Below are 5,468 nucleotides of genomic sequence, written 5' to 3'. Positions count from 1 at the left end.
GCCGAGAGAGGTGGTTGTTGGCGGGTTGGGGGCCGCAGCGCGCGTTCTTTGGGCCCCCCCCGCCCCCCCCCCCCCCCCCCTCGCCCTGTCCTTCGGCACGCACTACATCGCGGACCGCCGGGTGCCGGGCCACGGGGTCCTGGAGAAGCTCGCCGGCAAGACCGGCAAAACCAACCTCTACAAGCTGGCCGACTTCGGCATGAACGGCGCCTTCCACCTCGACAGCTCCTGGCACCACGGCTGGGAGACCGTCGCCGCGCTCATCGCCACGACCAAGGCCACCACCCGGTGACCGGCCGGTCCCGGACGCGCATCGAACGCGTCCGCGCCGCAGCCGGGATCGCCTCGCTGGCCCTCCAGCAGATCGAGGACGACCTTCGCGCCGACGACGTCGACCAGGAGGAGCTCGCCGCCATCCTGCGCGAGCTCATCGAGGACACCGACCCGCCCGGCGGGTTCATGGCGGCCGTCGCGCAGCTGCTCACCGCCGCCGCGCGCCGTGCCGAGCAGGTCGAGCCCGACCGCGACGGGGACGCCTCGTGTCCCCTGCACGAGGCCGCCGCCCTGATCACCGACAACGCCGGGCAGCGCCTCATCTGGGCTGCCCGCGCCCTTCACCCGCAGCAGGGAGGCATCTGATGCCGAGCGCGAAGGCGACGAACCCGCCCCGAGGAGAGTGCACGCAGTGCTGGTTCCACGCGTACGCCAGCCGCGAGGCCCACGCCGGGCTCGGTCCACGTGAGGACTGCCCGCAGTGCGTGGACCACATGAAGAACGGCCACCCCGACCACATGATCGTCCGCTGACGCCGCTGCGGAAGCCCCCGCCCTGCTCACCGCCCACGCCGGGCAGCGCCCATCCGGGCTGCCCGGCGCCCTTCACCCGCAAGGAGATCTTGCATGACCGTCTACCCGCCGATGCCCGAGCACAGCCTGGTGGTCCTCATCGGCCCCTCCGGCGCCGGGAAGTCCACGCTCGCCGCCACCTGGCCCGCCTCGCAGGTCCTGTCCCTGGACGCGCTGCGCGAGACGGTGAGCGACGACGCGGGCGACCAGGACGCCACCGGCGACGCGGTCGCCGCTCTGCACCTGCTCCTAGAGGCCCGGATGCGCCGCCGGCTGTTCACGGTCGTCGACGCCACCAACGTGAGCCGGGCCGCCCGGGAGCCGCTGGTCGCCGCCGCCCGGCGGCACGGCATGCTGCCCATCGCGATCCTGGTCGCCACTCCCGGCATGGTGTGCGAGCAGCGGCAGGAACCGCGGCCGGCCAACCGCACGGTGCCGTCAGCCACGGTCCGTCAGCAGCGCAGGGACATGGCCGACGCACAACGTACCCTCAAGGCCGAAGGCTTCCGCGAGATCGTCTTCGCCGACACCCTGGGCCGGCTGTTGCCGTTCCTGGAGCGCCTGAGCGAGGCACGCCGGGCCGACCTTGGCCTGGACGGCGGCGACGGCCTGGGCGCCCTGCTCCTCGTACGCCGCGTCTTCGGTCCCGAGATCCTGCCGCTGTGGCAGTGGAAGCCGGGCTCGGCCCTGGCCGGCGGTGACCGCGTCGCGGAGATCCGCCTGGGCGCACAGCACCTCACTCTTGCCCTGCGCACCGACGTCGACGGCGAGGGCGACTACGGATTCGACGTGCTGGTGCCGTGCCCGCACGACGACGACTGCACCGCCCCGGCCTGGGCTCCCGCTTACAGCGTCACCTGCCTGGAGCGGGCCCTGAACGGCGAGTTGAACCGGCACGAGGACGCCATCTGCACCGTCCACGGCGGCTTCGACGACCTCGACCAGGAGGCCGCCGACCACGACCTGGACGAGGATCCCGCAGGCCGCGCCGACCTGGAAGCGCAGTACACCGAGGCGGTCCGCGGATGAGCCGGGCCGCCGACGGCCCGCACCCGCACCCGCTCACCCCAGCCGAACTTCCCGACGGCGACGCGTGGTGGCACGGCTGCCCCGTCTGTCACCTCCCGGTCCAGGGCGGCGCCGCCGGCCTCGCCGCACACCGCAGCACCGTCCACACCCGCTCCGGTGACCGGCGCATCCCCATCACCATCCGGCTCGACTTCTGACGAGGAGACCCACATGGCCGTCCAGTCCCGGACCGACACCTTCGCCGCGCTCCGCGCCTGCTTCGCCGCCGACCTCGCCGCCCTCATCGAGGTCCCGGTGCCGCGCGGCGCCACCCCGACCGTCTTCATCGGCCTGGTCGAAGAGGTCCGCGACGTCCTCGGCTCCTCCAGCCTCGGCACCTGGCAGGACGCCAGCGAGGACCTGGACCGCGCCGCCGACTACCTCACCGACGCACTGACCAGCCCGGACAGCGACCAGCGCGCTCTTCTGGCCCAGGCGCGCACCCACCTGCGCGACGCCATCGCGACGGCCAGCTGACCCTCACCGGGTTGAGCGCACTCTGTGCCGCCCCCGCCCCGGCACCCGCCTGGGGCCGGGGCGGTCGCAGTGTCCCCTCAACCACGAGCAACCGAAGGGAGATGGGCGTCATGATCCTGCGCACCTACGAGGTCGACGTCCCGATACACGATCCCGCCCACCCAGGCCGACGCGGCCTTCACGTCTTCACCGGCGTCGCCGACTCCCCGGCCGCGGCCCTGCGCCGCGCACACCAGGCGTACGACGCCGCACTCGCCGCGCACACGGCCGGACGCGAGATCCCCAGCGGACAGCCGGACACCTGGACGGCGCGCGGGCTGCGGCCCGGATGGGAGCTGGAATGGACGGCCGCGACGGCCAACCTCTGGCACAACCCCGTCAGCTGGAACAGCGACTTCGCGCTGTAGCTACGCCCCGGGACAGGCGCACGGCGGACAACCAAGTCGCCTGCCCCGGGCCAACCCACCCCGTACGAGACGAGAGGGAGATCCTCAGTATGGACTGCGTCCTGCGCGCCCGGGCCCGAACCGGGCAACGCACCTCCGCGATGACCACCGTCGCCCGGCCGTTCACCGGCCGGACCGAGCAGGCGGCAGCGCTGCACGAGCAGCTCGCCGCTACCCGGGCCGGACGGCCGAGCCCGGCCGGGCGGGAGTGGGCCGCATGACCATCACCCTGCCCGAGGGCGACTGGATCCGCGGCATCACCGTCCAGCAGCCGTATGCCACCTGCATTCTCACCGGCGCCAAGAGCATCGAGAACCGGCCCAGGCCCTGGAGCTGGCGGGGTTGGATGCTCCTGCACGCGGGCCAGCGTATTGACGCAGCCGCCCTGCGGCTCCCGCTGGTCGCCCACACGATCCGCGGTCGGGAGCTGACCACCGGGGCCGTCATCGGCATCGCGCGCCTGACCGACTGCCACCAGGACCCCGACGGCTCCCCGCTCTGTACACCGTGGGCGCACCCGGGTGTCTGGCATCTGGTCCTCACCGACGTCCAGGAGCTGCCGCTGCCGGTCCCCGCCACCGGGCAGCTCGGACCGTGGAAACCAGCCCCGGAGCTGCTGACGCGGGTGCTTGAGCAGCTGCCCGATTTCCGGCCGTGACCAGCCGCAGCCGCAGAAAGCCGCTGTGGGAGCCGGGCCTGATCCCGGCTCCCGGCGCGCTTCTCGAATGGCGCGACAGCCAGCACTTCGACGGCTGGCAGGACCGCCCCTGCGTGCTGTGCGACCAGCCCACGCCACTGCGCTCCCACTACGGAGAGCCAGTCCACAAGGCGTGCGCGGAGACCTGGATCGCCGCGAACCCGACCGAGGCCCGCCTCGGCCGGTTCGCCTCCGACCTCCAGCCCAAACGCCGGCACGACGACGACCACGCCTGACCCCCTCCACCTGGAGGCCCCCTATGAGCAGCACCCAGCGCGACGTCAACCACACCCTCGCCTACCCGGAGCCGCCGGCCTCGCCGCTCTGGCACCGCCACGGCGCGAAGGCCCGCCCGCTCACCGACGCCCAGAAGCGCCGCAACCGCGAACTCCTGGTCCTCGCACAGCACTCCCCCCGACCCCGCTCCTCCAAGACCCTGGTGGAGGCCCGCTGATGAACCCCCAGACGCACCTGGCCATCGACGGCTACGTCGACGCGATCCCCACCCCCGGCGCCGGCTGGGGCACCGCGACCTTCGACCTGATCCACTCCCCCACCGTCCCGGACCGGATCACCCCCGACGCCCCGGACACGGTGTACGCCTGCACCACCGCCGACCCGCGCATCGCCGACGTGCTGCTGAGCGAGATCCGCACCGGTGACCTCCTGCGCGTCACCGGCACCGTCGTCCAGCCCGACGACCCCACCGCTCCGGCCCGCGTCAGCGTCGACAGCCTGGAGGTCCTCGAGGCCGCCCCGGCCCCCGTGCTCTACGACCTCCTGCTGGAGCGGTTCGGCACCTACATCGCCGTGTTCGACGCCGACCGCGACCAGGTCCCGGTGTTCACCGCGTCCGGACGCTGGGTCGGCGAAGCCGCCAGCCCCGACGTGATCAGCGACTTGATCGATGCCTACGAGGAAGGCGACACCCGATGACCGCCGACGGCCTTGTCCAGCGGACCGTCCTGGAGCGGTTCCCCGCCGGCCACCCCCGCGGCTCCTGGCCCGCCGACGAATACGCCGCCGCCCAGCGCGCCCAGGGCACACAGGACGCCAGGGTCGTAATGGACCTGACCACCGACAGCTTCCTCGTCATCACCGAGACCACCAAGTAGCACCCGATGACGGAGCGCCGCCCGCCCCTTCCGGCCGGGCGGCACTCCGGCGCACCCACACCCATCGAGATGGAGGCCCTCGTGCCCGACGTGTTCATCGACTCCTTCGGCGCCCGCTGGCAGGACCCGCCGCCGCCCCGCTACCGCGCCGCCGTCCTCGGCATCAACCTCACCAACGCCTTGCTGAACCCGCCGGACGACCCCGCCTTGGCCGACGTCGTCGCCCGCCAGACCGGACAGGACGCCGACGTACGCGACTACGTCCTGAACACCCCCGGCGCGGCCCGCATCATCACCGACGCCGTGCACGAACTCACCGCGCTTCGCGCCGCCGCGCACGACCGCCCCGTCCAGCTGCTGGTGAACTGCTGGTACGGGAGGCACAGGGCACCCGCCATCGCCGACGCCATCGGCCGCCGGATGCGCGAGGCCGGCGCCCACGTGCAGGTCACCCACCACCACATCAACCGGCCGCCGGTCCCCCGCAAACACCCGCGCCCCGACTGCCCGTTCTGCCGGATCATCCACGACGGAGCCCCGGCGCAGATCGTCCGCGAGTGGACCGACGCCCTCGCCATCGTGCCGCGCAGCGGTGGCTGCACCGACGGCCACCTCCTGGTCCTCCCCCGCGGACACGTCGCCGACTTCACGACCGACCCGGTCCTTTCCGCCACCGTGCAACTGCGCGCTGCGGAACTCGCTCAGGAACTCGGCGGCCAGTGGAACTAATTCGTTGCTAAGAGCCCCCGGGGTGGCAGGGTGCCGTTCCTGGGGTGTTCGAGTGGTGAGGGCCGTCACGCCTCGTCGGAGCTGGGCTCGC

At 72.9% G+C, this 5,468-nt stretch carries 14 protein-coding genes; all 14 read left to right on the top strand.

Annotation, left to right across the window (positions count from 1 at the left end; translation table 11 throughout):
- Window positions 1–121 precede the first annotated feature (121 nt).
- Window positions 122–292, top strand: a complete 171-nt coding sequence (locus tag ACZ4W9_RS35170) for a hypothetical protein (RefSeq protein ID WP_467942597.1) — start codon at window positions 122–124, stop codon at window positions 290–292.
- On the top strand, window positions 289–639 hold the full coding sequence (locus ACZ4W9_RS35165; RefSeq protein ID WP_467942595.1) for a hypothetical protein: 351 nt from the start codon (window positions 289–291) through the stop codon (window positions 637–639). Before ACZ4W9_RS35170 ends, ACZ4W9_RS35165 begins: the two co-directional genes overlap by 4 nt.
- Window positions 639–806, top strand: a complete 168-nt coding sequence (locus tag ACZ4W9_RS35160; protein WP_397944067.1) for a pRL2-8 — start codon at window positions 639–641, stop codon at window positions 804–806. The genes ACZ4W9_RS35165 and ACZ4W9_RS35160 overlap by 1 nt, the downstream gene beginning before the upstream one ends.
- Before the next feature lie 93 nt (window positions 807–899).
- Window positions 900–1,874, top strand: a complete 975-nt coding sequence (locus ACZ4W9_RS35155; RefSeq protein ID WP_467942593.1) for an AAA family ATPase — start codon at window positions 900–902, stop codon at window positions 1,872–1,874.
- On the top strand, window positions 1,871–2,071 hold the full coding sequence (locus tag ACZ4W9_RS35150) for a hypothetical protein (protein ID WP_189757295.1): 201 nt from the start codon (window positions 1,871–1,873) through the stop codon (window positions 2,069–2,071). Before ACZ4W9_RS35155 ends, ACZ4W9_RS35150 begins: the two co-directional genes overlap by 4 nt.
- Before the next feature lie 13 nt (window positions 2,072–2,084).
- Window positions 2,085–2,390 (top strand): hypothetical protein, encoded by a 306-nt coding sequence (locus tag ACZ4W9_RS35145; protein WP_467942592.1) that lies wholly within the window; start codon window positions 2,085–2,087, stop codon window positions 2,388–2,390.
- A gap of 110 nt (window positions 2,391–2,500) precedes the next feature.
- Window positions 2,501–2,797, top strand: coding sequence for a hypothetical protein (locus ACZ4W9_RS35140; protein ID WP_467942591.1), 297 nt, complete (start codon window positions 2,501–2,503; stop codon window positions 2,795–2,797).
- 89 nt (window positions 2,798–2,886) lie between these two features.
- Window positions 2,887–3,057, top strand: coding sequence for a hypothetical protein (locus ACZ4W9_RS35135; protein WP_467942589.1), 171 nt, complete (start codon window positions 2,887–2,889; stop codon window positions 3,055–3,057).
- Window positions 3,054–3,494, top strand: coding sequence for an ASCH domain-containing protein (locus tag ACZ4W9_RS35130; RefSeq protein ID WP_467942587.1), 441 nt, complete (start codon window positions 3,054–3,056; stop codon window positions 3,492–3,494). Before ACZ4W9_RS35135 ends, ACZ4W9_RS35130 begins: the two co-directional genes overlap by 4 nt.
- Window positions 3,491–3,769 (top strand): hypothetical protein, encoded by a 279-nt coding sequence (locus ACZ4W9_RS35125; RefSeq protein WP_467942585.1) that lies wholly within the window; start codon window positions 3,491–3,493, stop codon window positions 3,767–3,769. The genes ACZ4W9_RS35130 and ACZ4W9_RS35125 overlap by 4 nt, the downstream gene beginning before the upstream one ends.
- 23 nt (window positions 3,770–3,792) lie before the next feature.
- Window positions 3,793–3,987 (top strand): hypothetical protein, encoded by a 195-nt coding sequence (locus tag ACZ4W9_RS35120; protein WP_467942584.1) that lies wholly within the window; start codon window positions 3,793–3,795, stop codon window positions 3,985–3,987.
- The gene (locus tag ACZ4W9_RS35115) at window positions 3,987–4,469 is read left to right on the top strand and encodes a hypothetical protein (RefSeq protein ID WP_467942582.1); all 483 of its coding nucleotides are present in this window, start codon (window positions 3,987–3,989) and stop codon (window positions 4,467–4,469) included. Before ACZ4W9_RS35120 ends, ACZ4W9_RS35115 begins: the two co-directional genes overlap by 1 nt.
- Window positions 4,466–4,648, top strand: coding sequence for a hypothetical protein (locus ACZ4W9_RS35110; protein WP_467942581.1), 183 nt, complete (start codon window positions 4,466–4,468; stop codon window positions 4,646–4,648). The genes ACZ4W9_RS35115 and ACZ4W9_RS35110 overlap by 4 nt, the downstream gene beginning before the upstream one ends.
- A 6-nt stretch (window positions 4,649–4,654) precedes the next feature.
- Window positions 4,655–5,377, top strand: coding sequence for an HIT family protein (locus tag ACZ4W9_RS35105; protein WP_467942580.1), 723 nt, complete (start codon window positions 4,655–4,657; stop codon window positions 5,375–5,377).
- Window positions 5,378–5,468: the final 91 nt, after the last annotated feature.

This window comes from Streptomyces sp. NPDC029296 (genome assembly GCF_055569255.1).
Note: the sequence above shows the minus strand (reverse complement) of the source record. Positions and strands in the feature narration are given on the sequence as shown.